Here is a 26,376-nt window from a genome sequence, read left to right as displayed (position 1 = left end):
CATGATCGCCGCAGCCAGCCCGCCGCCCGTCATCGCCTTCACCTGGGACGACCTGCCGGCCCACAGCGCCCTGCCGCCCGGCGTCACCCGCGTCCAGATCGCCGCCGACCTGCTGAAGGCCGCCAAGGACGCCAAGGCCCCGGCGTTCGGCTTCATCAACGGCGCCCAGGCCGCCGCGACCACCACCGAGCCCGACTCGACCCCGGTGCTAAAGATGTGGCGCGCGGCCGGCCAGCCGCTGGGCAACCACACCTGGTCGCACCGCCACATCGCCACCGCGACGCCCGAGCAGTACACGGCCGAGATCGCCCAGAACGAGCCGCTGCTGAAGGAGCTGATGGGCAAGGAAGACTGGCGCTGGCTGCGCTACCCCTACCTGGCCGAGGGCGACACGCTGGAGAAGCGCCTGGCCGTCCGCGCCTGGCTCTCGGACAACCACTACAAGATCGCCAGCGTGACGATGAGCTTCGCCGACTACGCCTATAACGAGCCCTATGCCCGTTGCGTGGCCAAGGGCGACCAGGCCGCCATCGCCGAGCTGGAGACCCGCTACCTGGCCGGCGCGGCCGCCGTCGCCGACCGGGCGCGGGCGATGAGCAAGACGCTCTACGGCAAGGACATCCCCTACGTCCTGCTGATGCACGCCGGCGCCTTCGACGCCCGCATGGCCCCGCGCCTGTACAAGCTCTACCAGGATCGCGGCTTCGGCTTCACGACCCTGGCCAAGGCCGAGAAGCACCCCTTCTACCGCACCGACGTGAACCCCGGCCTGCCGCCCGAACCGACCACGCTGCCGGACGTCCTGAAGGCCAAAGGCTTGCCCGTTCCAGCCGATCCGGTTGACCTGAAACCGCTCGACGGGATGTGCCGCTAACCCACGCTTGTCATCCCGGCCGCAGCAAAGCGGAGAGCCGGGACCCAGGGGCCACTGCACTGCGGCCGCCCCTGGGTCCCGGACAGCCTCTGTGAGGCTTCCGGGATGACAAGGAATTGGGGGTTTCAACGCAGAAACACATTCCCTGCTGACAACGGCGACGCTCGCGCATAGCGTCCCGCGCCATGATCAAGCCCTCGCTCACGGCGCTCGCGGCCGTCCTCGCCCTCACCACCCCGGCCATGGCGGAAAAACTCACCCCGGAACGGGTTTTCGCCGATCCCAGCCTGAATGGCCCGACGGCCAAGGGCGTCGCCCTGTCGCCGGACGGCAAGCGCGTCACCTATCTGAAGGGCAAGGCCGAGGCGGCCAATGTCCAGGACCTGTGGGCGGCCGACGTGAAGGGCGGCGAGCCCTATCGCCTGATCGACTCGGCGGCGCTGTCCTCGGGAGCCAAGGAGCTGTCGGAGGCCGAGAAGGCCCGCCGCGAACGCGCCCGCGTCTCGGCCCGCGGCATCGTCGAATATAGCTGGGACAAGCAGGGCCGCTTCATCCTGGTGCCGCTGGACGGCGACCTCTATCTGGACAGCATCGCCGACGGCAAGGTCACGCGCCTCACCGAAACCCCGGGCGACGAGGTCGACGCCAAGGTCTCGCCCAAGGGCGGCTTCGTCTCTTACGTCCGCGACCAGAACCTCTACATCAAGCCGATCACCGGCGGGGCCGAGACGGCCCTGACCACTGAGGGCAAGAACACCCTCTCGTTCGGCACGGCCGAGTTCGTGGTCCAGGAAGAGCTGGACCGCTTCACCGGCTACTGGTGGAGCCCGGACGAGGCCAAGATCGTCTACACCCGCGTCGATGAGAGCACCGTCGACGTCGTGCCGCGCGCCGACATCGGCCCGGGCGGCGCCACCGTCGTCAACCAGCGCTACCCCCGCGCCGGCCGTCCCAACGCGGTGGTCGAGCTGCTCGTCCGCGACCTGGCCTCGGGCAAGGTGATCCCGCTGGACCTGGGCGCCAACAAGGACATCTATCTGTCCCGCGTCGATTGGTCGGCCGATGGCAAGACCATCTACGCCCAGCGCCTGTCGCGCGATCAGAAGACCCTGGACCTGCTGGCCTTCGACGCCGCCACCGGCGCGGGCAAGACCATCCTGACCCAGACCGACGCGCACTACATCGAGATCAGCGACGACTTCCGCCCGCTGAAGGACGGCTCGTTCCTGTGGTCGTCGGAGAAGGACGGCAACCGCCACCTCTACCGCTACGCCGCCGACGGCAAGCTGATCGCCCAGGTCACCAAGGGCGACTGGCCGATGGCCGGCCTGGAAGGCGTCGACGAGGCCCGCAACGTCGCCATCTTCGCCGCCTCCAAGGACACGCCCCTGGAGCGGCGCATCTACGAGGTCAGCTACGCCAAGCCCTCCGAACCCAAGGCCCTGACCTCGGCCGGCGGCTGGTGGACGGCCAAGGTGGCCGAGACCGGCGGCGCCTTCGCCGCGACCTATGACGATCCCAAGACCCCGCCGCAGACCGCGCTCTACGACAACACCGGCAAACGCGTGCGCTGGATCGAGGAGAACAAGCTGGCAGAGGGTCACCCCTACTGGCCCTATGCCTCGACCCTGCCGGTTCCGGAATACGGCACGCTGAAGGCCTCGGACGGCGAGACCCTGTACTACGAGATCCTCAAGCCGCAGGGCTTCGACGCCAGCAAGAAGTATCCGGCCATCCTGGCGGTCTACGGCGGCCCGCACGCCCAGCAGGTCAAGCGCACCTGGCAGAGCGTGTCCGAGCGCACCTATCTGGAAGCCGGCTATGTCGTCTTCCGCATCGACAACCGCGGCAGCGGCAACCGCTCGGCCAAGTTCCAGCGGGCGCTGGACCGCCACATGGGCACCGTCGAGGTCGAGGATCAGCTGCTGGGCGCCAAGCATCTGGCCAGCCTGCCTTACGTCGACGCCGACAAGCTGGGCGTGATGGGCTGGTCGTACGGCGGCTTCATGACCCTGATGCTGCTGACGGCCGACAACACCCCGTTCAAGGCCGGCGCGGCCGGCGCCCCGCCGACCGAATGGGGCCTGTACGACACGGCCTATACCGAGCGCTACATGGGCAAGCCGGACGAGAACAAGGCCGGCTACGCCTATTCGGACGTCAACACCCGGATCGACAAGCTCGCGCCGGGCAGCCTGCTGCTGCTGCACGGCATGGCCGACGACAACGTCATCTTCGAGAACAGCACCCGGCTGATGTCGGCGCTGCAGGCCAAGGCCATCCCGTTCGAGATGGCGCTGTATCCCGGCGAGCGCCACAGCGCGCCGCGCAGCAAGACCAAGGGCCTCAGCGTGCTGAAGAAGCACCTGGAGTTCTTCGACCGCAAGCTGAAGGGCCAGTAAGCCCCCTCCCCGCGCCCCGCTCTCACTGGAGAGCGGGGCTGCGACGGAATGCGCCACCGTGCGGCCAATTCGCCGCAGCGGAACCCGGCGAACCACTGTCTATTAACCATCGGCGAGAGTTCAAGGACCCCGCCATGGCCAAGACCACCGAAGACGCCATCGAACAGCTGATCGCGACCGTGAAGGCCGCGCTCGAAGATGGCCGCGCCTCCGCCTCGGAGCTCGAGGAATGGCTGCTGGCGGCGATCATGCTGGAAGAGATGGCGCTGGAAGAGCAGCGCGACCAGCGCGACAACCGCACGTTCTCGAGCTGGATGCTGGCCGGGACGACCATCCACTAAACCCCTCCCGAGCATTACGCCGAATTCACGCGGAGCAGGCTAGGCGCGCTACAGACGTAGCGCTACACATGTAGCGGACAACCCGGAAACGGAAGCCGCCATGATCGAATCCCTGCCCCGACGCGAACGCGAGGTCTTCGAGACCCTCTGTCGCCTGGAGACCGGCACCACCGCCACCGTGCGCGGCGCGCTGTCGGACCCGATCAGCGACTCGGCCATCCGCACCATGCTCTCGCGCCTGGAGGCCAAGGGCCTGGTCGAGCGCGAGGCCGGACCCGACGGCTTCATCTACCGCCCCGCCACGCGCCCCGAGGCCGTCGCCGCCGGCGCGTTGAAGCGGGTGATCGACACCTTCTTCGCCGGCTCGGCCGCCAGCGCCGCCACGGCCCTGCTGGGCCTTGGTCAAAAGCTGACGGCTGACGAGGCCGCCGCTCTGGAGCGGGTCATCGACCAGGCCGTGGAGCGGCCCATGGAGAAAAGGTCATGACCTGGACGCTGCTGCTCTCGCTGCTGGTCAAGTCCAGCGTCATCGCCGGCGCGGGTCTCGCCTGCGCCCGCTTCCTGGCCCAGCGTCCCGTCGACCGCGTGGACATCCTGCGCGGCACGGTCTGCCTGCTGCTGGCCATCCCTGTGATCATGAACGTGCTGCCGGCGCTGGATCTCGCCTTGCTGCCGCCGATCGCGCCGTATGTCCCTGCGGCCGGCGACGTCCTCACGGCCGACGTCACAGCGGCCGCCGCAGCCACGGCATGGCCGTCTGCGGCCAACCTCGTCGGCGGCCTGTGGCTGCTGGGCGTGGCGGCCGTGATCGGCCAGCTGATGCTGGGCCTCGTCACCCTCGACCGCTGGACCCGCCAGGGCCGCCCGGTCGAGCGCCAGGACTGGCTGGCGCCGCTGGAGGACCTGTCGCCGGAGGAAGACCGTCCGCGCCTGATCGCCAGCGACCGCATCGCCAGCCCGCTCAGCTGGGGTGTCGCCCCCGGCTTCATCGTCGTCGACCCCGCCAGCCTGGACGAGCGGCAGGCCGCCCGCGCCATCCTGGCCCACGAACTGGCCCACCTGCGCCGCCAGGACTGGATCTTCCTGGTCCTGTCGCGACTGGCCCTGGCGGTGTTCTGGTTCAACCCGCTGGTCTGGCGCCTGCACGCCGTGCTGGCCGAACGCTCGGAAGAGACCGCCGACGCCATCGCGCTCGAGACCGTCGACCGCACCCTCTACGCCCGGACCCTGGTCCGCCTCGCCGCCCATCCCACAGCCCGCCTGGCCCATCAGCCCGCAACCGCGATGGCCGCCAGCAGCCGCACGCTGAAGACAAGGATCGCCCACATCATAACCACCAACGCCGCCCGCCGCCGTCCGCTGACCGTCGCCCTCAGCGTCGTCGCCCTGGCCGCCGTCGCCACCCCGCTGGCCGCTCTTGGCCTGACGCATCAGGAGTGGGTCGCCCCGCCCCCGCCTCCGGCTCCCCCGGCGCCGCCCCCGCCGATGGCCGTTCCGCCCGCCCCACCTGCTCCGCCCGCGCCCCCGGTCGAGATTCCCGCTCCGCCGGCGCCCCCTGCGCCGCCGCCGGCCCCGCCCGCCAAGCATGGGTACATCTACAGCTACATCCGCACCGCGACGCCGGCCGAGCAGGCGGCCGCCGACCAAGCCCGCCAGGAAGCGGAGCAGGCTCGGATCGAGGCCAACCAGGCCCGGATCGAGGCCGACATCATGCGCCGCCATGCCGATGAAGGCCGGGTCCGCGCCGACGAGGCCCGCCGCATCGCCGATCAGGCCCGCGCCGAAGCTGACGTCGCCCGCCAGGCCGCCGAAGGGGCGCGCCTCGCCGGTGAACAGGCCCGGCTGGCGGGTGAGCAGGCTCGTCGCATCGGCGAACAGGCCCGCGAGCAAGCCATGCGCCAGGTCGCCAACGCCCGCATCCACATGGCCCAAGGCGCCGTGCAGATGCGTCGCGGGGCCAAGGAGATGCGCGAGGAAGCCGTCCGCCTGCGCGACCCGGCCTACCGCGCCAAGCAGATCGCCGAGAACCGCGCCCACGGCAGCACCGTCACCGACGCCGAGCTGCGCGACCTGGCCGACAAGCTGCCGGAAAAGGCCACCGACCTGGAGCGCCGCGCCGACGAACTGGAGGCTCGTTCGCGTAAGCCGTCCTAACGGCGCTTGACTTCCGTAGCGAAAGAAAACGAACCTCTTTCGCATGACCGCCTACACCGACCTGATCGCCGCCGTCACCGCCACCGAGTCCGGCTTCTCCGCCTTCGTCACCGACGATTGGAAGCAGGGCCGCACCACCTATGGCGGACTGTCGGCGGCGCTCTGTGTCGAGGCCGCCTTGCGGACCTTCCCGGAAGCCCCGCCCCTGCGCTCGGCCCAGTTCGCCTTCGTCGGCCCGGCGTCGGGGGAACTGGCGATCTCGGTCAAGGTGCTGCGCCAGGGCAAGTCGACCCTGTTCGTCGCCGTCGACCTGGTCGGTGAGCAGGGCGTGGCCACCCACGGGGTGCTGACCTTCGGCGCGGCGCGGACTTCGGCCCTGTCCTACAGCGAGGTCCCGCCACCCGCCGTCGCCGCGCCCGAGGACTGCGAATCCTTCTTCCCGGAGAACCGCCAGGGCGCGCCGCACTTCTCGGCCCAGTTCGAGGTGCGCAAGGCCGGCGGCACGCGTCCCCTGGCCGGCGGTGATCCGGAATATCTGCTGTGGATCCGCCATCGCGACCCGGCGGCCCGCTCGCTATCGGCCCTGATCGCGCTGGGCGACATGCCCCCGCCCCCGGCCATGGCCTTGTTCACCCAATTCGCCCCGATCTCGACCATGACCTGGGCGCTGGACGTGACGAACCTTCCCACCGAGGACGACGACGGCTGGCGTCTGCTGAAGACGCGGGCCGAGACCGTCGGCGAAGGCTACTCCACCCAGGAGATGCATCTGTGGGATCGGAACGGTCGTCCGCTGATCCTGGCGCGCCAGAACGTGGCGGTCTTCGCCTGATCGCGCACGAACCTGCTCGCCAGCCCTTGGCGAACGCGGAATTTTGACCTCATCCTCCCCGCCGCGCACTCACGCTCGAAGGGCGCACGGGGAAACGCTTCATGACCAAGTTCGCCTGCCTGGCCGGCGCCGCCGCCATCGCCCTGCTCGCCGGGAGCGCTTCGGCGCAGAACGCCGAACAAGCCACCAAGGCCTACCTGGCGGTCATCAAGGACAAGAACCCAACTCTGCACGCGGTCATCGCGACCAACCCCAACGCCCTCTCCGACGCCAAGGCCCTGGACGCCGAACGCAAGGCCGGCAAGGTCCGCTCCGCCCTGCACGGCGCGCCGATCCTGCTGAAGGACAATATCGAGAGCGCCGAGCCGCTGCCCACCACCGCTGGCTCGCTGGCGCTGAAGGACAACGTCACCGGCCGTGACGCACCCGTAGCCAAGCGGCTGCGCGACGCAGGCCTGGTCATGCTGGGCAAGGCCAACCTGTCGGAATGGGCCAATATCCGCTCGGGCAAGTCGATCAGCGGCTGGAGCGCGGTCGGCGGCACGGTGCGCAACCCCTATGTGCTCGATCGCAGCGCCTGCGGCTCATCCAGCGGCTCGGGCGCGGCGGTGGCGGCGGGCCTGGCGCCCTTGGCCATCGGCACCGAGACCGACGGCTCGATCACCTGTCCCGCCGCCATAAACGGCCTGGTGGGCCTGAAGCCGACCGTGGGCCTGGTCTCGCGCACCTACATCGTGCCGATCAGCCACAGCCAGGACACCGCCGGCCCGATGACCACCACGGTCGAGGACGCCGCCAAGGTGCTGACCATCATCGCCGGCAGCGACCCCGCCGACCCGGCCACCAAGGAGGCCGACGCCCGCAAGACCGACTACGCCGCCGGCCTTTCCAAGGATGCGCTGAAGGGCGTCAAGCTGGCCGTGGCGCGGTTCTACACCGGCTACTCGCCCAAGACCGACGCGGTGTTCGAGGCGGCGCTGAAAGAGCTTCAGGCCCAGGGCGCGATCCTGGTCGACGTCAAGGAGTTCGACGAAGGCCCGATCGGCAAGGCCGAGGGCGTGGTGCTCTACACCGAGCTGAAGGCCGACATGGCCGCCTATCTCGGCTTGACCGATCCCAAGAAGGTCCCCAGCCGCACGCTGGCCGACCTGATCGCCTTCAACAAGGCCACGCCCAAGGAGCTGGAGTGGTTCGGTCAGGAGAGCTTCGAGCGGGCGGAGAAGACCAAGGGGCTGTCAGACCCCGACTACCTGAAGGCGCTGGCGGACTCCAAGCGCCTGGCCGGTCCGGAAGGCATCGACAAGATCCTCAAGGACACCGGCGCGGTCGCCATCATCGCCCCGACCACTGGTCCGGCCTGGACCATCGATCCGCTGAACGGCGACAACTATGGCGGCTCCTCGACCACCCTGCCCGCCGTGGCCGGCTATCCGCACCTGACCGTGCCGATGGGCGCCGTCACCGGCCTGCCGGTCGGCCTGTCCTTCATCGGCCCGGCCTGGAGCGAGAAGCTGCTGCTGAACCTGGGCTATGCGTACGAGCAGGCCACGCACCACAGGAAGACGCCGACGTTCATCAAGACGATCGCGCCGTAAGGGCTACGGCACCTTCGGCCGCACCACCTCGATCGGTGGCGGCGGCGGGGTGACCTTGTAGCGGCTCGGGGCCGAGGGCGGCGGCGGGCCCGACGGCGGGTAGTACGGCTGATACGGACGTTGCGGCGCGCAGGCCGCCACGGTCAGGGCTGCCAGGACCAGCAGGAGGGCCGGTCTCAGCATCGGCGGCCGCCGGCGCTGGGCGGGCCGAACAGGCCAGTGCCCGAGCGGAAGCAGTAGTTCTCGTAGCGCGGGTCCCAGATGTCGGTCCGGCCGTCGGCGCGGGTGAACTGGTAGCGCTCGCCGCGATCGTCGCGACCACTCAGGGTCACCTGGCCCGGACGGTCCGAGGTCACGCCGTACGACTCGCGGGTCAGGCCGTCGACCGCGCAGGACGACACCAGGCCCGGACGGCTGAGGTCGCCGTTCAGGGCCGCGGCCGAGCCGGTCTGGGCGTTGTAGGCCGCCACGTCCGTGCCGCCGCCGCGCGTCCCGCCGACGAACACCTGGGTGCCGGTGCTGCTGTCATAGGTCATGATGTCCGGCGCCTGGCCGGTGATCGGCGCGCCGCAGATGTCGCGGCGCTTCGGGGCATAGCCCTGCGGCGCCCCTTGCGGCGCGGCGAAGGTCGGCTGGTAGCCCTGCTGGGCGAAGGCTTCCGTGGAGATCAGGGTCGTGGCCGCGATGGCGGCGGCGACCAGACCGTGGACCAGCTTGCTCATTTGGGGGCTCCCCCTTTTTGCGGTGCGCCAGCCAGACCCGTGGCGGCGGCGTCGTCGGACAGCTCGGCGGGACCGGCGCCCAGGGCCCGCGGCGCGGGGCCAATCGCCTGGGCCGGCCAATAGGTCTCGTAGTCCAGGCGGGCGCGGTCGCGCTGGGTGCGATAGAGCTCCGGCGCCTCGAACCACGGACGGCAGGTCAGCTCGCCGTCGAAGAAGCCGCTGACCAGGGCCTTGCAGCCTTCGGGACGGGCGTAGATGCGGTTATCGACGGCGCGGATCTGGCCGCCGGCGTCGGCATAGATGCCCGAGCGCATGACCCCGACGATCTTGTTGTTGGCCGCGAAGACGATGCCCGAGGCGACATAGAGGCCGACGTCCGTAGCCTCCAACTCGGCCTCGCTGATCCGCAGGTTGGCGTTCTCGACCGTCACGGCCCAGTCGCTGTCGCGGACCACGGGACGCAGCAGGGTCGTCTCGTCGCCGCCGCCGATATAGACGCCGCGAGAGAAGCCATCGACGTAGAGGCCGTCGATCGTCACCAGCTGCTGGCGGTTCATGCCGCTGAGCACGAAGCCGGCCGAGTTGCGGGTGCGCGAGGAGCCGGTCCAGTCGCCCAGGCGGACGATGCGGATGTCGCGCAGGCGGCTGTCGCCCGAGGTCTCGAAGGCCCCGCCGATGGCGGCGGCGGCGATCTCGACGTCCTGGGCCATGATCGTGCCGCTGGCCTTGACCACCGCCGAGCGGGTGCGGCCGATAAAGGCCACGCCGGCCAGTTCGATCCGGCTGTCGCCGACGTCGAAGGCCGAGGCGTCGCCGTCATAGCGGACCGTGACGTTCTTCAACGCGATCTCGGTGGCGCGGCCGGTGATGCACGAGGACGAGCCGGCGCGCGAGGCCTCGATGCCGAGGCCCTCCAGCACGACGTACTGCACGCCCGGTTGGATGCGGATGCAGGGCTGGCCGGTGGGGGCCACCAGGATCGGACGGTCCAGGCTGGGCGAGTAGTTGCGGACGACGATGGTGACCGACTGGGTGATGTTCAGTGAGTCGACGCAGGCCCCGCCATTGGTCGAGGTCAGGGTCAGGGTGTCGCCGTCATAGAGCCGCGCCAGGGTCTGCGAGACCTGGCCCGGATAGGCGTAGTCGCAGTTGATCTCGCGCGAATAGCCGCCGCCATAGCCCGGACCATAGCCGCCGCCGTTGGCCGGCAGGCAGCGCCCGCGCGAGCGGTAGTAGCCGCGGGCGCAGGGGCGCGGCTTGGCGTAGCGCACCTTGCAGCCGTTCGAGAGGTTCGGCTGGATCAGCAGGCCGAAACAGGGGCGGATCTGCTGGTCGATCCGGGCGTCCGGCGAGGCGATGGCCTCGGGCGCGGCGGCCGCGACGCCGAGGATCAGGGCGGCCCAAAGCGCCAGCAGGCGGCTGAGGCGTCGCATCTAGAAGTCCCTTTCGCTGTACGGACGCCCACGATCGGACGCGGGCCGGGGCGGACGCGATACTTGAGCCAGCAGTTGCTGCAGGCGATAGGCCGACGGCTTGAAGCCCGAGAGGGCCCCGTCGATCTGGTAGACCACCGCCTTGGCGCGATCCTGGTCGGCCACGCCCTGCAAGCCCAGGGAGAAGAAGGTCGACATGGCGTATTTGGCCTCGGCCGAGCCTTGGCGTTCAGCCTCTTCGTACCAGTGGTAGGCGCGGGCGTAGTCGCGCGGGACGCCGACGCCTTCGGAGTACATCACCGCCAGCACCAGCTGGGCCTTGGACGAGCCGTTGACCGCCGCGTACTGGATCGCCCGCACCTTCTCGACCGACGACAGGCGGCCCGTGGCGGGCCGGCCCAGCATCGATTCCAGGGTCTGGGCGTCGTTGACGGTGAGCAGCTTCTCGTCGAGCACCGGCTGCGGGATCACCCGCAGATAGGCCAGCGCCTCGGCCACGTGGACGAAGGGTAGCTCGTTGATGCGCGACAGGGCCGCCTCGCGCGCCTCGCCCGACAGGTCGGATTCGTCGGAGTGCGGCACGCCCGAGTCGGGCGATTCCGGCGGATAGAACTCGTAGGGCGGGATCCAGCGCTTGGCCTTGGTCTCGACGAACGAGCCGTACGAGGCCCGCTGCGGCGAGCTGCGCTCGAAGTCCTTGAGCATGACATAGGCCGACACGTCGCCGGTCTGCACCGCCAGGTAGTTGTAGAGATAGGCGTCGACGTCGTTGCGACGGAACAGGTCCAGCGCGGCCGGCGCGCCCGGCTGGCTGGGCTTGCCATAGGCCTGGATGGCCTGGAGGTTGTCGGACGGCTCGCCGAACGGGCCGAAATAGGCGTCGTGAATGCGCGCCAGGGTGCGGAAGCCGTCGGCGCCCTGGGCCGACAGCACGTAGATCACCCGGTTGCGGACCTTCTCGCGCTCTTCGGTCGACATGCGCGACAGCTGGCGGTCGAGGGCGAAATAGGCGCTGCGGCGCTCGAAGGCGCGGCAATCGTCGAAGCGCGACACGGCCTTCGATTCGCTACCCCGACGCTCATAGGCCGCGATCGGCGCGTAGCCGCCAGCGTTGGACAGGGCCATGGCGTACCAGACGGCCGCCTCGACCGGATCCTCGAGATTCTTGTCGACCGCGCGCTGGCCTTCATAGCGGCGAGCCAGCTCCAGCTGGGCGAAGAAGTCGCCGCGGAAACCGCCCTGGCGCAGGGCGCGAATCTCTTGCTGCTGCTGATTGAACTGGCCCGAAACACCCTGGGCCGCCTGGGGCCGGGGGCAGGCAGAGGCGCGCTTGTGGAACCAGAAGCTGGGGCCCGTGTCGCAACCAACCAGAGGGATCACCACCGCCGCCACCAGCGCGCCCACCGGGGCGCGGCGCAGCAGGACGGCGCGGCTGGCGAGCATGCGCCCAGCCGCCTCGCGGAGCATCCGAAGGCGCGCAAATGCGTCGCCGGCCTCGCGCATGAATCCCCCTTCAGCCCAGCCCGTTAACCATAAAACAACGATCTCTCATGTGCCCGGGCGTGACCACTGTCAAGGTCAGCTCAACCCATCCGCCAATGAAGACTTTGTCACGACAGTCAGGGTTCGCCCGCTAGGCGAATTTCCCGAAATTCGCGGCACTTCACCGGACACGGAACATCTTGGAGAACGTCGAGAAGCCGACAGCTAAGCTAGTTAGCCGTCGACTTGGGTTTAGCGACGCAAGACGAAGATTCGACGAAAGTCAGCGTCCGGTCGGCATGTCCTTGAAGGCCACGTCCTTGTCGACCCGCACGTCGCCGGGCAGGCCCAGCACGCGCTCGGCGATGATGTTCTTGAGGATCTCGTCCGTGCCGCCGGCGATCCGCAGGCCCGGGGCCCACATCAGGCTCTGCTGGAACGCCGCCTCGGCCGGAGCCTGGTCGGGATCGACGAGGATGCCGTACTGGTCCTCCATCTCGACGGCGGTGTTGGCCATCTCCTGCAGCTGGTTGGCCGAGATGATCTTGCCGATCGAGCTTTCCGGCCCCGGCGTCTGGCCGCGCGACAGGGCGGTCATGGTGCGGAAGCGGGTGAATTTCAGCCCCTCGGACTGGACGTACCAGTCGGCGATCCTCTCGCGGAACGCCTGGTCCTTGATCGCCGGACCGGTCGGGCCAGCCAGTTCACGAGCCAGCTTCATGACCTCGCGATAGTTCGGACCGGCCGAGCCGCCGACCGCCAGGCGCTCGTTCATCAGGGTGACCAGGGCCACCTTCCAGCCCTCGCCGACCTCGCCCAGGCGCTGGCTGTCCTTGACCCGCAGGTCGGTGAAATAGACCTCGTTGAACTCGCGGCCTCCCGACATCTGGTGGATCGGCCGGCACTCGACGGCGGCGTCGCGCATGTCGATCCAGAACATCGTCAGGCCCTTGTGCTTGGGCACATCAGGGTCGGTCCGGGTCAGCAGGATGCCGTAGTCGCAATAGTGGGCGCCGGTGGTCCAGACCTTCTGGCCGTTGATCACCCACTCGTCGCCGTCCTTGACGGCGCGGGTGCGCAGCGCGGCCACATCAGAGCCGCCGGCCGGTTCGGAGAACAGCTGGCACCAGATCTCCTCGCCCTTCACGGCGGGGGAGACGAAGCGTTTCTTGGTCTCGCCGTCGGCGAAGGCCATGACGGTGGGCACGCACATGCCGAGGCCGATCGTGAAGTAGCCGTAGCCCAGGCCGGCCTTGCCCTCTTCCTGACCGAAGATCACCGACTGGATCGGCGTGCCGCCGCCCCCGCCGATGGCCGCGGGCCAGGTGATGCAGGCATAGCCGGCGGCGGCCTTGGTGGCCTGCCAGTCCTTGGCGGCGGCCATGTGCTCGGGCGCGTTGGGCTTCAGCTCACCGAACTTGGCGCGGTGCGCGGCGGCGTTGTCGGCGAGCCAGGCGCGGGCCTTTTCGCGGTAGGCGGCTTCTTCGGGGGAATCGTTGAAATCCATGATCTGTCCGTCCCTTACGCCGCGTTCTTCTGTTCGAGCTGGCTGACCAGCCGTTCCTTCCAGACCTTGGGCGCGCCGGCGACCAGGCTGAGCTGCCGCGAGCGGCGATAGTAGAGGTGGCAGTCGACGTCCCAGGTGAAGCCCATGCCGCCGTGCACCTGAATGTTCTCCTTGCTGGCGAACCAGAAGGCTTCCGAGGCGGCGATGCGGGCGGCCGAGGCCGCGATCGGCAGCTCCGGCGCGTCGTCGTTCAGGGCCCAGGCGCCATAGTAGGCGTTGGAGCGGGCGACCTCGTTCTTGACGTACATGTCGGCCAGCTTGTGCTTGATCGCCTGATAGCCGGCGATGACGCGGCCGAAGGCGTAGCGACCCAGGGCGTACTCCTTGGCCATCTCCAGGCAGCGATCGGCGCCGCCCAGCTGTTCGAAGGCCAGCAGCACGGCGGCGCGGTCCAGGATCGCCTGGACGATGTCGAAGCCGGCCCCGGCCTCCCCCACCCGCTCGGCGACCGCGCCGTCGAAGACGATCTTGGCCACGCCGCGCGTGGGGTCGAGGCTCTTCAGCGTCTCGCGCTTCACGCCGGCCTGGGTCAGGTCGACCAGGAACAGGCCCGGGCGACCGCCCTCGCTCGCCAGCACCAAGGCTGCGCCCGCGATGTCGCCGTCGGTGACCGGGATCTTGGTCCCCGAGAGCTTGCCGCCCTCGACCCGGCACTGCAGCGTGTTGGGGCCGACGACGCCAGGCCCTTCGGAAGTCGCCAGACAGCCGATCAGCTCGCCGGCGGCGATGCGCGGCAAGATCGCGGCCTTCTGGCCGTCGGTCCCGTGGGCCAGGATCCCCTCGGCCAGGCAATAAACGGTGGAGGCGAACGGGATCGGCGCGACGACGCGGCCGAGCTCCTCGGCGATGGCGCACAGCTCGACGCGACCTAGGCCCAGACCACCGTGTTCCTCGGGGATCGAGGCGCCCAGCCAGCCCTGCTCGGCCACGCCCTTCCAGAGCTTCTCGTCGAAGGAGCGGTCGGCATTGTCCAGCACGCCGCGCACGACGGCGACGTCGCAATGGGCGGCGAGGAACTTGCGCGCCTCGTCCTTCAGGAACTTCTGGTCGTCGGAATAGTCGAAATCCACTGCAGCCTCCCTGGACCGGGCTCTAGCGGCCGATCTCGGGGATCACACTGAACGACGTTCACGCGAAGGGAAAGATTGACCCGGCGTCAAGAATTTCAGCTTCTTATGGCCACCTTTCGTATCCAGTCGGACGTTACCCCAAGGCATGGCCAAGACCGTCTTCCAGAAGAACCAGAGGGTGTGGGTCGAGAGCGTCGGCTGCTGGGCCACGGTCGACAAGATCGTGCCCATCTGGGCCAAGGGCTTCGACGAGCCCGTGCGCGTCACCTACGACGTCGGCCTGAACCGCGAATTCCAGGCCCACGAGCTGAAGGCCGAGGACAAGACCGACGCTCAGGACGGCGGCGTCGCCTCCAACTGGCGCGTGCTGCGGGCCCGCAACAAGTGGCAGCAGGAGGGCGACTGCGCCCATCACCCCTATCCCGGCACCTATCCGGTGGTGGTGACCGACGCCCAGGACTGGGGCGGCTGGCGCACGCCGGGCGCGGAATACGACCGCGACCCGCACAAGATGGAATACCAGGCCCGGCTGATCGCCAGCGCCCCGCGCCTGCACGCCATCGCCCGCGAACTGCTGACCCTGGTCTCCGACAATCCCGAGGACGCCCCGCCGGCCCTCACGGGCCTCGCCCAAAAGATCGTGGCGATCGAGCGCTACCTCCAGGAAGCGCCCGCCGCCGCGCCAGCGTCGGAGTAGATTCAACACCGTCAAAGAACTTCGTTATCTTGACCACGCTCGGCGCCTTCGCCGGGCGAGCAGGAGGACGATCAGGATGGTGAAGAAGCATACCGCGCGTTGCGCCTGCGGCGCCGTCACGTTCGAGTTCGACGCCGATCCCGACTTCATCGCCATGTGCCATTGCCTGGACTGCAAGAAGGCGTCGGGTGGCGAGGCAGCCGTGTTCTTTGGCGTCCCCGCCCACGACTTCACCCTGACCCGAGGCGAGGTCAGGCCGTTCCACTATGTCGCCGACTCCGGCGGCCATCTGGACCGCAATGTCTGCACGGCCTGCGGCGCGCGGCTGTTCACTAGCAATCTCGACACCTTCCCAGGCGCGGTCTTCGTCCAGTTGGGCGCCCTGGACGACCCGAAGGGCTTCGCGCCCAAGCTGGAGATGTTCACCAAGCGCCGCCTGCCCTGGGTAAAGGCGCTGGACCTTCCCCAGTTCGAGGCGATGCCTGGGTAGTCTGCTGGCTAGAACCGTCGGCCGAAGCCGACCGAGACCACCAGCGGGTCCAGCTTGACCTTGGACTTCAGCGCGCCGCCGTTGATCTTGGCGTCGGTGTCGAACCACACTTTCTTGACGTCCAGGTTCAGGCTGTAGGCGGCGTTGATCGGGATGTCCGCGCCGGCTTGCAGGGCGTAGCCGAAGCCGTTGTCCAGATCGACGGTGAAGCCGTTCTTGTCCTTGCCGCTGTAGAACAGCATGTAGTTCAGGCCCGCCCCGACATAGGGACTGAAGCGCGCGCCGGGCAGCGGGTGGTACTGCAGCGACACGACCGGCGGCAGGACCCAGGTCTTGTGCACCGCCACGTCCGTGCCCGCGCCCACGGCCTTGACCGTGTGCTGGGTGGTGCCGGCGATCACCTCGACGGCCAGCTTGTCTGTCAGGAAGTAGCTGAGGCCGATCGTCGGCTTGATGTCGTCCTTGACGTCGGCCTTCAGGCCGGTGGCCGCGCCGGCGGCGGTCAGGATCGGATTTCCCGCGTCCGGCGCGACGTCGGTCACGCGGACGTTCAGGACGATGTCGCCCTTGGCCTTGGGCGTGACGGGTTCGGCGGCCATCGCCGAGGTCGCGCCGAGGCCGGCGGCTACGGTCAGGGCCAGGAAGAGCTTGGTGGTCATCGGTATCCCCTTCTCGACGTTCGTTGCGTCGAAAAGGGGTGTGCGCCCGCGTCCGGCCGGCTTCGTTGACCCGGCTCAAGAAAAGACCATAAAAAGTTTGCGGTTATTACGTAGCCACGTCGGAGCGGGCTTCGAAGTTGCCCTTCTTCCAGGCCATGCGCAGCACGACGATCGCCACCAGCGTGCCGACCACCATGGCCGGCAGCGAGGCCTCGGGACCGAAGGCGCCGCCGCTCAGCAGTTCAGACGCGCCGGGCTTGGGCTTGCTGACCAGCCAGCTCTCGGTGACCGGGATGCCCGACACCGACGCGCCCCAGACCCAGCCTTGCGTGAAGTTCCAGGCCGCGTGGACGCCGACCGACATCCACAGGCGTCCGGTCAGCAGGTAGAAGCCGGCCAGCATCAGGCCCGCCTCGACGGCGATGGCCGCGGCGGCGACCGGGGTGGCGTTGGGATTGGCCAGATGGGCCGCGCCGAACAGCGCCGCCTGCACGACCAGCGCCGGCCAGATCCCGAAGGCCCGCATCAAGAGACGCAGCAGGATGGCGCGCATGATCAGCTCTTCCATGAAGCCAGACTCGATGGCCATGGCGACCGTGGCCCAGGCCGAGGCCGCGCGCGGACCGCTGATGTCGTAGACGCCCAGGACGTAGAGCCCGCCCACGGCCACGCTCAGCATCGCCGCTCCAATGACGAGGCCGATGCCAAGCTCGGCCGGCATCCGGCGCAGGTCGAGCTCCTCGGGCCAGCGCCCCTCGGCCAGCCTGACCGCGCCGGCATAGAGGCCAAAGCCCGCGCAGCAGATCGCCAGCACCTCGACGACCTCGAGAACATGGCCGCCCTTCTTGAACATCGGATTGGCCACGCCCTGGGCGCCCGCATAGACGAGGCTGAACAGCACGAAGAGCAGCAGCATCCAGCCCGTCGCCCGCAGCCAGCGCAGCGGCCCGGGATGCAGGAACCGCTTGTGGCCGACTTCCAGGCCCGTCATCTCGTTCGCCATGGCAAAGCCCCTCCCCCAAACTCGAACGGTCACTGACCAATAATTCGGGCTTGGCCGTCAAGGTCCTCTCGCGGAGGTCGCCCCGGACGACTAGGTTAGAGGGATGCGCACCGATACGCCCCAAGCCGTCCGTCTGGCGGACTACCGCCCGTTCCCGTTCGCCATCGAGACGACGCGGTTGGTCTTCGACCTGCAGCCCTCCCAGACGCGGGTGAAGGCCGAGCTTTCAGTGCGGCGGACCGGCGCCAAGGGCGAGGCCCTGGTGCTGAACGGCGAGCGGCTGAAGCTGCTGTCGGTCGCCATCGACGGCCAGGCGTTGAGCGCCGACCAGTACGCTGTCGATCCCGAGCACCTGACGATCCACGAGGTCCCCGACCAGTTCGTCCTGACCACCGAGGTCGAGATCGATCCGTCGGCCAACAAGGCGCTGATGGGCCTCTACATGTCCGGCGGCCGCTTCTGCACCCAGTGCGAGGCCGAGGGCTTCCGCACCATCACCTACTTCCCCGACCGGCCCGACGTGCTCAGCCGCTACAGCGTGCGGATCGAGGCCGACAGCAAGTTCCCGCACCTGCTCAGCAACGGCAACCTGGTCGACCAGGGCTCGCTGGGCGACCTGCGCCACTTCGCCGAATGGGTCGATCCCTTCCCCAAGCCCAGCTACCTGTTCGCCCTGGTGGCCGGCGACCTGGACGTGTTGGCCGACCGCTTCACGACGATGAGCGGCCGCGAGGTGGTGCTTAAGATCTTCGTCGACCCCGGCCAGGCCTCGCGCGCGGCCTATGCGCTGGACAGCCTCAAGCGGGCGATGAAGTGGGACGAGGACACCTTCGGCCGCGAATACGACCTCGATCTGTTCATGATCGTCGCCGTGCGCGACTTCAACTTCGGGGCCATGGAGAACAAGGGGCTGAACATCTTCAACAGCTCCCTGCTGCTGGCCGATCCGCAGACGGCCACCGACCTGGACTACGAGCGCATCGAGGCGGTCGTGGCCCACGAGTACTTCCACAACTGGACCGGCAACCGCATCACCTGCCGCGACTGGTTCCAGCTGTGCCTGAAGGAGGGCTTCACGGTCTTCCGCGACCAGAGCTTCAGCGCCGACCAGCGCGGGGCGACCGTGCAGCGGATCAAGGACGTTCGGGCCCTGCGCGCACGGCAGTTCGCCGAGGACGCCGGTCCCCTCGCCCACCCCGTGCGGCCGTCCAGCTATCTGAAGATCGACAACTTCTACACCGCGACGATCTACGAGAAGGGCTCGGAGATCATCCGCATGCTCAAGACCATCCTGGGCGCGGCGGCGTTCCGGAAGGGCAGCGACCTCTATTTCGAACGCCACGACGGCCAGGCGACCACGGTCGAGGCCTTCATCGCCTGCTTCTCCGAGGCCTCGGGCCGCGACCTGACGAACTTCTTCGGCTGGTACGAGCAGGCCGGCACCCCGGCGGTGACCATCGAGACCGACTATGACGCCGCCGCCAAGGCCGTGACCCTGCACTTCACGCAGGCGACCGCCCCGACGCCGGGCCAGCCGGACAAGAAGGCCCTGCCGATCCCGATCGCCATCGGCCTGCTGTCGGAAACCGGCGCGGTGCTGCGCGACACCGAGGTGGTGCTGCTGGACACCGAGACCCTGACCGTCCGTTGGGACAATGTCGCCAGCGCGCCCGTCCTGTCGGCCCTGCGCGGCTTCTCGGCGCCGGTGAACCTGTCGACCGACGCGCGGCCGGCCGATCGCTACGTGCTGTTCGCCGCCGACCCGGACCTCTTCAACCGTTGGGAAGCCGGCCAGACCCTGGCCCGCGATCTGATCCTGGCCCGCGCCGCCGGGACGCCCGACGAGCTGGGCGAGGAGCGCTATGCCGACGCCCTGGGCCGCGCCCTGGTCGATGGCGCCTCCGAGCCGGCCTTCAAGGCCCTGCTGCTGGCCCTGCCGTCAGAGCCGGACCTGGCCCTGATGTCAGAGCCGGCCGATCCGCCGGCCCTGCACGCGGCCCGCAACACCCTGCGCACCCGCATCGCCGTCCATCTGGGCGACCTGCTGCGTCGCCTGCATGGCGAGATGCAGAGCGAGGGCGAGTTCTCGGCCAGCGCCGAGGCCGCCGGCCGCCGCGCCCTGCGCAACGGCTGCGCCGACGTGCTGGCGGCCGATCCGCATGCGGACAACGTGGCCCGCCTGACCGCCCACTTCGACACCGGCCGCAACATGACCGACGCGATGGGCGGCCTTTATCCGCTGGTCGTGGTCGGCGGCGCGTCCCGCGACCTGGCCCTGAGCAAGTTCCATCGCGCCTGGCAGGTCGAGCCGCTGGTGCTGGACAAGTGGTTCTCGGTCCAGGGCCGCGACCCGAACGAAGACGCCCTGGAGCGGGTCATCGCTCTCACCCAGCACCCGGACTTCGAGCCGACCAATCCCAACCGCCTGCGGGCCCTGGTCTCGACCTTCGCCAGCTTCAACCCATCGCGGTTCCACGATCCCAGCGGCGCGGGCTACCGCTTCCTGGCCGACCAGATCCTGGCGGTGGACGGCTTCAACCCGATGACGGCGGCGCGCCTGGCCGAGCCGCTGTGCAACTGGCGGCGCTACAAGCCCGAACTGGGTCAGCGCATGCGCGAGCAGCTGGAGCGGGTCGCGGCCCATCCGGACCTGTCCAAGAACGTGCTGGAGCTGGCGACCAAGGCCCTGAACGGGTGAGGATTTCACGAGTCGAGTCAGCCTGGGATTGCGACCAATAGGCTCACACACACCGAATCCGCCTTTCCGACCGTGACGCGGTCCCGGCCGGTAAGTTAGATTCACCATCTCGGCGAAGTGACTCGCCGCGATGGCAGGAGCTTTACGGGTTTGGACAGGGGCTTAGCGAGACACGGGGGACCGGCGTCTGCCGGACCGGCCGCGCCCGCGGCCGTGCGCGCCAAGTCCGTCCAGGCGCCGTCACAGGCGTTCATCCGCATTGCCATCCTGGCCGCCCTGCTGCTGCTGGCCGTCTACACCGCCTTCGGCGTCAAGCGCCTGCAGGACGACGCCTCGGCCCAGCCGGGCGGCGCGCCGCTGTCGGCCAAGGCCGGGCTGATCGCCGGCCGCGTCGAGGCCAATCTCGCCGCCCAGCGCGCCGGTCTCTCGGCCGCCGCCGACATGATCAAGCGCGATCCGGCCGCCACCATGGACGCCGCCGAGACCGCCTTGCGCGCCGCCGGCGGCGAGGCCGCGGCCGTCGCCGTGGTCAGCCCGACCGGCGTCGTCTCCGTCGCCGGCCGCGACGACGGCGCCGATTGGAAGGCCGCCGCCCAGGCCGCCGCCGCCTCGGGCCGCACCACCTGGACCGGTTCGGTCGGCGACACCGGCCGGCTCTACGTCGCCACCACCGCCACCCTGGACAAGACCCGCGCCTTCGTCATCGCCAGCGGCGACGCCACGCGCCTGATCGACGAGCCCGACAAGGGCGACAGTGGGGCCCTGGCCCTGCCCAACGGCGCGCTGATCGCCGCCCGCGGTCGCGGCGCGCAAGGCGCCGCCACCTTCCGCGAAGCCTTCGCCCTGGCCCCCGAGGATGTCGCCGGCGGTCCCGTCGCCCTGCGCGGCCAGGCCGCCGACGGCGCGACCTTGGACGTCGCCGTGCGCCCGGTGGCCGAAGGCGCCTTGCTGGTCCTGGCCGCGGCCCCGACCCGCAGCGTCGCCAATGTCGACCGCCAGGTCATGGAAGGCGCCATCAACCTGCTGGCTCCATTGGCCGTCGGCATCGCGCTCGCGCTGCTGCTGATGATCCAGAGCCGCAAGGCCGAGCTGGCCCACCGCGAATTCATCGACAGCGAGCAGCGCTTCCGCCTCGCCGTCGAGGCCGCCCGCTGCGGCATCTGGGAGTGGGACCTCAACGCCGACCAAGTCTATCTGTCCGACGTCACCGGCGCGATGTTCGGCTGGGGCGGCGGCGGCGTCGTTTCGGGCCAGGACCTGCTGGAGCGGATTTCCATCGACCACCGCGAGCGGGTGCGCCAGGCCCTGGCCAACGCCGCCATGTACGGCGCCTTCGACGTCTCGTTCCGCGTGCCGGCCACCGAGCACGGCGCGCGCTCGCTGTGGATCGACGCCCGCGGCCAGGGCTTCGGCAAGCCCGGCGCCGACGGCTATGTCCGGATCATCGGCGTGGCCCTGGACGTCACCGAGGAGCGCCTGGCCCAGGCCCGCGCCCAGGCCGCCGAGAACCGCCTGCGCGACGCCATCGAGAGCGTGTCGGAAGCCTTCGTCCTCTGGGATCGCCAGGGCCGGCTGCTGATGTGCAACCGCAACTACCGCAGCGTCTTCTCGCTCGAACCGAAACTGCTCAAGCCCGGCGCCGCCCGCGCCGAGGTCAACCGCTTCGCCGCCCTGGCCATCAAGCACGACCAGCCCGCGCCAGACGGCGCCAAGGGCGTGCGCGAGGCCGAACTGATGGACGGCCGCTGGATCCAGATCAGCGAGCGCCGCACAGCCGAAGGCGGCCTGGTGATGACCGCCGCCGACATCACGGCCATCAAGACCCAGGAAGAAGCCCGCCGCCTCAACGAGGAGCAGCTGCAGAGCGCCATCACCGGCCTGGAGCGCTCTCAGGAGCAGCTGGCCGAGCTGGCCCGCAAGTACGAGACCGAGAAGGTCAAGGCCGAGAGCGCCAACAAGGCCAAGTCCGAGTTCCTGGCCAACATGTCCCATGAGCTGCGCACGCCGTTGAACGCCATCAACGGCTTCTCCGAGATCATGATGAACGAGATGTTCGGCCAGCTCGGCGATGCGCGCTACAAGGGCTACAGCCAGGACATCCACTCGTCGGGCCAGCACCTGCTGGCGCTGATCAACGACATCCTCGACATGTCGAAGATCGAGGCCGGCAAGATGAACCTCAAGTTCGAGCCGATGCACCTGGAGGACGTGGCCGAGGACGCCGTGCGCCTGGTCCGCAACCGCGCCGAGGCCGCCGGCCTGAAGCTGAACGTCGAGTTCCCGCACCTGCCCGAGATCGAGGCCGACTACCGGGCGGTCAAGCAGGTGCTGCTGAACCTGCTGTCCAACGCCATCAAGTTCACCCCGCGCGCCGGCAGCGTCACGGTCAGCGCCGAGCTGCGCCGCGATCCATTCGGCGACATGGTCAAGGTGTCGGTGACCGACACCGGCATCGGCATCGCCAAGGAAGACCTCGCGCGCCTGGCCAAGCCGTTCGAACAGGTCGAGAGCCAGTTCTCCAAGACCACGCAAGGCACGGGCCTGGGCCTGGCCCTGACCAAGTCGCTGATCACCATGCACGACGGCCTGCTGGAGATGCACTCCCAGCCCGGCGAAGGCACCACGGTCAGCTTCACCCTGCCCGTCCGCCAGAGCGAACACAAAGCCGTCCGCGACTTCGTGGCGGCCTAGGCTTTCCCCTTACGTAGTTGAAATCGCCGCTGAATCCTCGGGACGAGGATCAGACTATTGTAAGCGTGAGGGATAGCGGATATTGCGACGCACTCGCAATATCAGGATTCACCATGTCCCTCCGCCTCGCCCTTCTGCTGTCGTCCGCCCTGCTGGGCTCGGTCCTGGCGGCTCCCGCCTTCGCGCGGCAGGCGGACGAGACCAAGGTCGACGAGGTGGTGATCACCGGCTCGCAGGTGCGCCTGCCGCCCGTCTATTCCGGCGGCCAGGTGGCGGCCGGCGCCCGCGTCGGCCTGCTGGGCGCGCTGGACACCATGGACACGCCGTTCGCGATCACAAGCTACACGGAAGAGCTGGTCCGCAACCAGCAGGCCCGCAGCATCGCCGACGTCCTGCAGAACGATCCGACCGTGCGGGTCTCAAAGGGCTTCGGCAATTTCCAGGAACTGTACGTCGTGCGCGGCTTCCCCGTGTACTCCGACGACATGACCTATAACGGCCTCTACGGCGTGCTGCCCCGGCAGTTCGTGGCCGCCGAGCTGGTCGAGCGCGTGGACGTGTTCCGCGGCGCCAACGCCTTCCTGAACGGCGCGGCCCCAGGCGGCAGCGGCGTCGGCGGCGCCTTCAACCTGATGCCCAAGCGCGCCGGGACCAATCCCCTCACCCGCCTGACCGCCGGCTGGGACGGCGGCTCGCAGTTCTACGGCTCGGCCGACGTCTCGCGCCGCTTCGGCGAGGACAACGCCTATGGCGCGCGCCTGAACCTCTCCTTGCGTGATGGCGAAACCGCCGTCGACAACGAGAAGCGCAATCTGAAGGTCGTGGGTCTGGGCCTGGACCGTCGCGGCGACCGCGCCCGCTTCTCGGCCGACATCGGCTTCCAGGACCACCAGATCGACGCCCCGCGCCCGACCGTCACCCCGACCGGCGCGATCCCCAAGGCTCCGGACGCGGGCGGCAACTTCGCCCAGCCCTGGACCTATACCGACGAGCGCCAGCTGTTCGGCGCGGCGCGCGGCGAGTTCGACCTGACCGACAATGTCAGCGCCTGGGCGGCCATCGGCGGCCGCAAGGGCAAGGAAGACAACGTCCTGGCCAACCCGACGGCCCAGCCGAATGGCGCCATCAGCGCCTACCGTTTCGACAATGTCCGCAAGGACGAGGTCGTCTCGGCCGACGCGGGCCTGCGCGGCAAGTTCACCACCGGCTCGATCGGCCACAGCCTGGTGGCCTCGGTCGCCTCGGTCAGCCTGAAGTCGAAGAACGCCTACGCCTTCTCCAACTTCGCCGGTTTCGCCAGCGACCTCTACAACCCGGTCGATGTCGCCGCCCCGAACCCGAACTTCTTCGTCGGCGGCAGCAAGTCGGACCCGAACGTCACCGAACGCGCCAAGAACCGCAGCGTCGCTGTCGCCGACACCGTGTCGCTGCTGGACGACAAGCTGCTGCTGACCGCCGGCCTGCGCTACCAGGACGTCTCGACGCGCTCGTACGACTACAACACCGGCGCCCGCAACGCCGCCTATGACGGCGACGCCACCACCCCGGCCCTCGCCGCGGTGTTCAAGCCCAGCACCCAGGTCTCGCTGTACGCCAACTACGCCGAGAGCCTGGTGCCCGGAAAGGTCGCCCCGGCCCAGGTCAACGGTGTCGCCGTGGCCAATGCCGGCGACATCCTCGCGCCGTTCCGCGGCAAGCAGGCCGAGGTCGGCGCCAAATACGACGCCGGCACGTTCGGCGGCTCGGTCTCGCTGTTCCGCGTCAAGCAGCCCAACGAGTTCTTCGTGGCCAGCAGCCGCACCTACACCTCGGGCGGCGAGCAGGAGAACAAGGGCGTCGAGCTGACCGTCTACGGCCAGCCGGCCGAGGGCCTCCGCGTCCTGGGCGGCGCCACCTGGCTGGACGCCAAGGTCAACAAGGCCCTGGACGCCACGCTGGAAGGCAAGTCGCCGATCGGCGTGCCGGACTTCCAGGCCAATGTGAACGTCGAGTGGGACGTGAAGGCCGTCGCCGGCCTGACCGTCGAGGGCCGCATGACCCACACGGGCGCGCAGCCGGCCAACGGGACCAACACCGTCGATCTGGCCTCCTTCACCCGCTTCGACGCCGGCGTCCGCTACGCCTTCGAGGCCGGCGGCAAGGCCATGACCATCCGCGCCCGCGTCGAGAACCTGGGCAACAAGGACCAGTGGGTGGCCGTCGGCGGCTATCCGAACGCCAACTACCTGACGCTGGGCGCCCCGCGCACCCTGCGCGTCTCGCTCACCACGGACTTCTAAGGCGGATGAAGGCGTCCACGCTCCGGGCCTGGTCGTGGGCGCACAAGTGGTCGAGCCTGGTCTCGACCGCCTTCCTGCTGATGCTGTGCGTCACGGGCCTGCCGCTGGTGTTCAAGCACGAGATCGAGCACGTGCTGATGCAGGAGGCCTGGCAGCCCGCCCATCCGAACGGTCCGAAGCTGAACCTCGACCAGGTGCTGGACGCCGCCCTCGCCCGCAAGCCGGGCGAGGTTCCGGCCTTCATGAGCTTCGACGAGGACCGGCCGGTGGTGAACGTCACCAGCATCAAGCCGGGCGACAAGGCAGGCTCCTACAGCTTCCAGCCCATCGACCAGACCAGCGGTGACGCCGCCCCGTCCGTGGCTGGCCATCCGGTCATGGAGTTCCTGCTCCAGCTGCACACCGACATGTTCTTAGGATTGCCGGGGATGCTGTTCCTGGGCGCGATGGGCCTGCTGCTGATCGTGGCCGTGGTCTCGGGCGTGGTGCTCTACGCGCCGTTCATGCGCCGTCTGCCGTTCGGCACGGTGCGAGCGACCAAGCAGGCCCGCACGCGCTGGCTCGACTACCACAACCTGCTGGGCGCGGTGACCCTGGCCTGGGTGCTGGTGGTCGGGACCACGGGCGTCGTCAACACCCTGGCCACGCCGATCATCGACTATTGGAAGAACACGGCGCTGAAGGAGCTGACGCGGGCCTACGATAAGCCCGTTCCGGCCGGCCAGCGCAGCTCGCTGCAGGCCGCCGTCGACCGCGCCAAGGTCGCCCTGCCCGGCATGCAGCTGCAGTTCGTGGCCTTCCCCGGCTCGACCTATTCGACCGACCACCACTACGCGGTGTTCTTCCACGGCGACACGCCGGTGACCGCCCACCTGACCACCCCGGCCCTGATCGACGCCCGCACCGGCCAGCTGGCCGCCGTCGCACCCACGCCCTGGTACGTGAAGACCCTGTCGCTGTCGCAGCCGCTGCACTTCGGCGACTACGGCGGCATCGCGCTGAAGATTCTCTGGGGGCTGCTCGATATGGCCACGATCGTGATCCTGGGCTCGGGCCTCTATCTGTGGCTGGCCAAGCGGAAACCGGCCCGATGAAGAAGAACGGCCATCACTTCACCCTGTGGCAGGTGTTCCGCGCGCCGATCGTCATCGCCGCGCTCAGCCTGTTCGGCCTGGTCGCCGCCCTGTTGGGCGATGGGGTCTGGGACGTGGTCGGGGCCGTGACCCTGGCCTCGTCGGTCGCGGCCACGGTCTGGGCCCTGGCCGTCCGTCGGCGATGATTATTACTTTCGTTTCATAGACTTAAATCGAGGTCATGAAGCAGTCGTAACGGGTATTCGGCGAGGCCGGCGACTACACCTTCATTCAACGGACCGCCGCGGGCGGCC

General features: G+C 69.1%; 22 protein-coding genes and 1 pseudogene. 15 read left to right on the top strand and 8 right to left on the bottom strand.

All coding sequences use genetic code 11. The annotated features are described in order from the left end of the window. Window position 1: 1 nt before the first annotated feature. From AC07NI_RS18440 to AC07NI_RS18405, 8 genes and pseudogenes are all read left to right on the top strand, one after another. Complete coding sequence (locus AC07NI_RS18440) at window positions 2-874, top strand: polysaccharide deacetylase family protein (protein WP_494621733.1); 873 nt, start codon at window positions 2-4, stop codon at window positions 872-874. Continuing rightward, a complete protein-coding gene (locus AC07NI_RS18435) occupies window positions 865-969 on the top strand; it encodes a hypothetical protein (RefSeq protein WP_494621731.1) in 105 nt (34 codons plus the stop codon). The genes AC07NI_RS18440 and AC07NI_RS18435 overlap by 10 nt, the downstream gene beginning before the upstream one ends. Window positions 970-1,059: 90 nt before the next feature. Beyond that, window positions 1,060-3,276 (top strand): S9 family peptidase, encoded by a 2,217-nt coding sequence (locus AC07NI_RS18430; protein WP_494621730.1) that lies wholly within the window; start codon window positions 1,060-1,062, stop codon window positions 3,274-3,276. A 134-nt stretch (window positions 3,277-3,410) separates the two neighbouring features. After that, window positions 3,411-3,617, top strand: a complete 207-nt coding sequence (locus tag AC07NI_RS18425) for a hypothetical protein (RefSeq protein ID WP_494621728.1) — start codon at window positions 3,411-3,413, stop codon at window positions 3,615-3,617. Window positions 3,618-3,717: 100 nt separating this feature from the next. Continuing rightward, on the top strand, window positions 3,718-4,104 hold the full coding sequence (locus AC07NI_RS18420) for a BlaI/MecI/CopY family transcriptional regulator (protein ID WP_494621726.1): 387 nt from the start codon (window positions 3,718-3,720) through the stop codon (window positions 4,102-4,104). Further along, window positions 4,101-5,771, top strand: a complete 1,671-nt coding sequence (locus tag AC07NI_RS18415) for a M56 family metallopeptidase (RefSeq protein WP_494621724.1) — start codon at window positions 4,101-4,103, stop codon at window positions 5,769-5,771. Before AC07NI_RS18420 ends, AC07NI_RS18415 begins: the two co-directional genes overlap by 4 nt. A gap of 43 nt (window positions 5,772-5,814) precedes the next feature. Then, entirely contained in the window at window positions 5,815-6,603 is a 789-nt protein-coding gene (locus AC07NI_RS18410) for a thioesterase family protein (protein WP_494621722.1), read from the top strand. Between the two features lie 12 nt (window positions 6,604-6,615). Continuing rightward, a pseudogene (locus AC07NI_RS18405) lies at window positions 6,616-8,198 on the top strand (amidase). 3 nt (window positions 8,199-8,201) lie between these two features. Here the strand turns inward: AC07NI_RS18405 and AC07NI_RS18400 are convergent. From AC07NI_RS18400 to AC07NI_RS18375, 6 genes are all read right to left on the bottom strand, one after another. Then, entirely contained in the window at window positions 8,202-8,381 is a 180-nt protein-coding gene (locus AC07NI_RS18400; RefSeq protein ID WP_494621720.1) for a hypothetical protein, read from the bottom strand. Further along, window positions 8,375-8,920, bottom strand: a complete 546-nt coding sequence (locus AC07NI_RS18395; RefSeq protein WP_494621718.1) for a hypothetical protein — start codon at window positions 8,918-8,920, stop codon at window positions 8,375-8,377. The genes AC07NI_RS18400 and AC07NI_RS18395 overlap by 7 nt, the downstream gene beginning before the upstream one ends. Beyond that, window positions 8,917-10,353: a hypothetical protein gene (locus tag AC07NI_RS18390; protein ID WP_494621716.1), complete on the bottom strand. Its 1,437-nt coding sequence runs from the start codon at window positions 10,351-10,353 to the stop codon at window positions 8,917-8,919. Before AC07NI_RS18390 ends, AC07NI_RS18395 begins: the two co-directional genes overlap by 4 nt. Further along, on the bottom strand, window positions 10,354-11,856 hold the full coding sequence (locus tag AC07NI_RS18385) for a tetratricopeptide repeat protein (protein ID WP_494621714.1): 1,503 nt from the start codon (window positions 11,854-11,856) through the stop codon (window positions 10,354-10,356). A 262-nt stretch (window positions 11,857-12,118) separates the two neighbouring features. Then, on the bottom strand, window positions 12,119-13,342 hold the full coding sequence (locus tag AC07NI_RS18380) for an acyl-CoA dehydrogenase family protein (protein WP_494621712.1): 1,224 nt from the start codon (window positions 13,340-13,342) through the stop codon (window positions 12,119-12,121). 14 nt (window positions 13,343-13,356) lie between these two features. Further along, a complete protein-coding gene (locus tag AC07NI_RS18375; protein ID WP_494621710.1) occupies window positions 13,357-14,472 on the bottom strand; it encodes an acyl-CoA dehydrogenase family protein in 1,116 nt (371 codons plus the stop codon). Between the two features lie 145 nt (window positions 14,473-14,617). Between AC07NI_RS18375 and AC07NI_RS18370 the strand changes: the two genes are divergently transcribed. Both AC07NI_RS18370 and AC07NI_RS18365 read left to right on the top strand, forming a co-directional pair. Further along, window positions 14,618-15,169 carry a hypothetical protein gene (locus tag AC07NI_RS18370; protein ID WP_494621708.1) on the top strand — a complete coding sequence of 184 codons (552 nt, stop codon included), beginning with the start codon at window positions 14,618-14,620 and terminating at the stop codon, window positions 15,167-15,169. Window positions 15,170-15,245: 76 nt separating this feature from the next. Beyond that, complete coding sequence (locus AC07NI_RS18365; protein WP_494621706.1) at window positions 15,246-15,659, top strand: GFA family protein; 414 nt, start codon at window positions 15,246-15,248, stop codon at window positions 15,657-15,659. 8 nt (window positions 15,660-15,667) lie between these two features. Here AC07NI_RS18365 and AC07NI_RS18360 read toward each other — a convergent pair whose 3' ends face one another. Further along, window positions 15,668-16,318 (bottom strand): OmpW/AlkL family protein, encoded by a 651-nt coding sequence (locus AC07NI_RS18360; protein ID WP_494621704.1) that lies wholly within the window; start codon window positions 16,316-16,318, stop codon window positions 15,668-15,670. Window positions 16,319-16,424: 106 nt separating this feature from the next. Continuing rightward, window positions 16,425-17,321: a CPBP family intramembrane glutamic endopeptidase gene (locus AC07NI_RS18355; protein ID WP_494621702.1), complete on the bottom strand. Its 897-nt coding sequence runs from the start codon at window positions 17,319-17,321 to the stop codon at window positions 16,425-16,427. 103 nt (window positions 17,322-17,424) lie between these two features. Here AC07NI_RS18355 and pepN point away from each other — a divergent pair, with 103 nt between their 5' ends. The 5 genes from pepN to AC07NI_RS18330 all read left to right on the top strand — a co-directional run bounded on the left by pepN (window position 17,425) and on the right by AC07NI_RS18330 (window position 26,268). Further along, complete coding sequence (gene pepN, locus AC07NI_RS18350) at window positions 17,425-20,019, top strand: aminopeptidase N (protein WP_494621700.1); 2,595 nt, start codon at window positions 17,425-17,427, stop codon at window positions 20,017-20,019. A 150-nt stretch (window positions 20,020-20,169) separates the two neighbouring features. Continuing rightward, window positions 20,170-22,710 carry a cell cycle histidine kinase PleC gene (pleC, locus tag AC07NI_RS18345; RefSeq protein WP_494621698.1) on the top strand — a complete coding sequence of 847 codons (2,541 nt, stop codon included), beginning with the start codon at window positions 20,170-20,172 and terminating at the stop codon, window positions 22,708-22,710. Between the two features lie 113 nt (window positions 22,711-22,823). After that, window positions 22,824-24,989, top strand: a complete 2,166-nt coding sequence (locus AC07NI_RS18340) for a TonB-dependent receptor (RefSeq protein WP_494621696.1) — start codon at window positions 22,824-22,826, stop codon at window positions 24,987-24,989. Further along, entirely contained in the window at window positions 24,899-26,083 is a 1,185-nt protein-coding gene (locus AC07NI_RS18335) for a PepSY-associated TM helix domain-containing protein (protein WP_494621694.1), read from the top strand. Before AC07NI_RS18340 ends, AC07NI_RS18335 begins: the two co-directional genes overlap by 91 nt. Continuing rightward, window positions 26,080-26,268 carry a hypothetical protein gene (locus tag AC07NI_RS18330; protein WP_494621692.1) on the top strand — a complete coding sequence of 63 codons (189 nt, stop codon included), beginning with the start codon at window positions 26,080-26,082 and terminating at the stop codon, window positions 26,266-26,268. Before AC07NI_RS18335 ends, AC07NI_RS18330 begins: the two co-directional genes overlap by 4 nt. Window positions 26,269-26,376 lie beyond the last annotated feature (108 nt).

This window comes from Caulobacter sp. GW821-FHT10E02, assembly GCF_059415225.1.
The sequence above is the reverse complement of the archived record's forward strand: the minus strand, read 5'-3'. Positions and strand labels throughout refer to the sequence as shown.